A 588-nucleotide genomic window follows, 5' to 3' on the forward strand; every position below is an offset into this window, starting at 1 on the left:
GCGTCGGCAGCGCCACCTACGCCAACGGCCACGTCGCCTTCCAGCGCACCGAGATCGGGGCGCGCACCTTCGTCGGCAACGCCGCGTTCATCCCCTCCGGAGCCACCCTGGGTGACGGGTCGCTGATCGGCGTGCGCTCGGTGCCCCCGGCCGACGGCGTCCCGCCCGGCACCGCCTGGCTCGGCTCCCCGGCGTTCTACCTCCCGCGCCGGGAAATGTACGAGGACTTCACCGAAGCCCAGACCTTCACCCCGTCCCGGCGGCGGATCCGCGCCCGGTACGCCATCGAGTTCCTCCGCATCGTGCTACCCAGCTCCATCCTGGGCGTGGCCATGTTCGCCACCCTCTACGGGGTGGCCACGGTCGCGGCGGCCTGGGGCACGGTGGCGTCGGTGCTGCTCGCCCCGCTGATCGCGCTGACCTCCAGCGTCACCGTCGTCCTCGGCGTCGCGGCGCTGAAGTGGGTGCTGGTCGGCCGGTACAAGCCCCGGGTCCGCCCCCTCTACAGCGGATTCGTCCGCCGCACCGAGTTCGTCACCGGCATCTACGAAGCCGCCGCCGTCCCCGCACTGCTCACCTTCCTCACCG

1 pseudogene is annotated in these 588 nt (G+C 72.4%); it reads left to right on the top strand.

Annotation, left to right across the window (positions count from 1 at the left end):
• Positions 1–588: pseudogene (locus ACYVG5_RS21460) on the top strand (hypothetical protein); the annotation flags it as partial.

It is taken from the genome of Modestobacter lapidis (genome assembly GCF_054780755.1).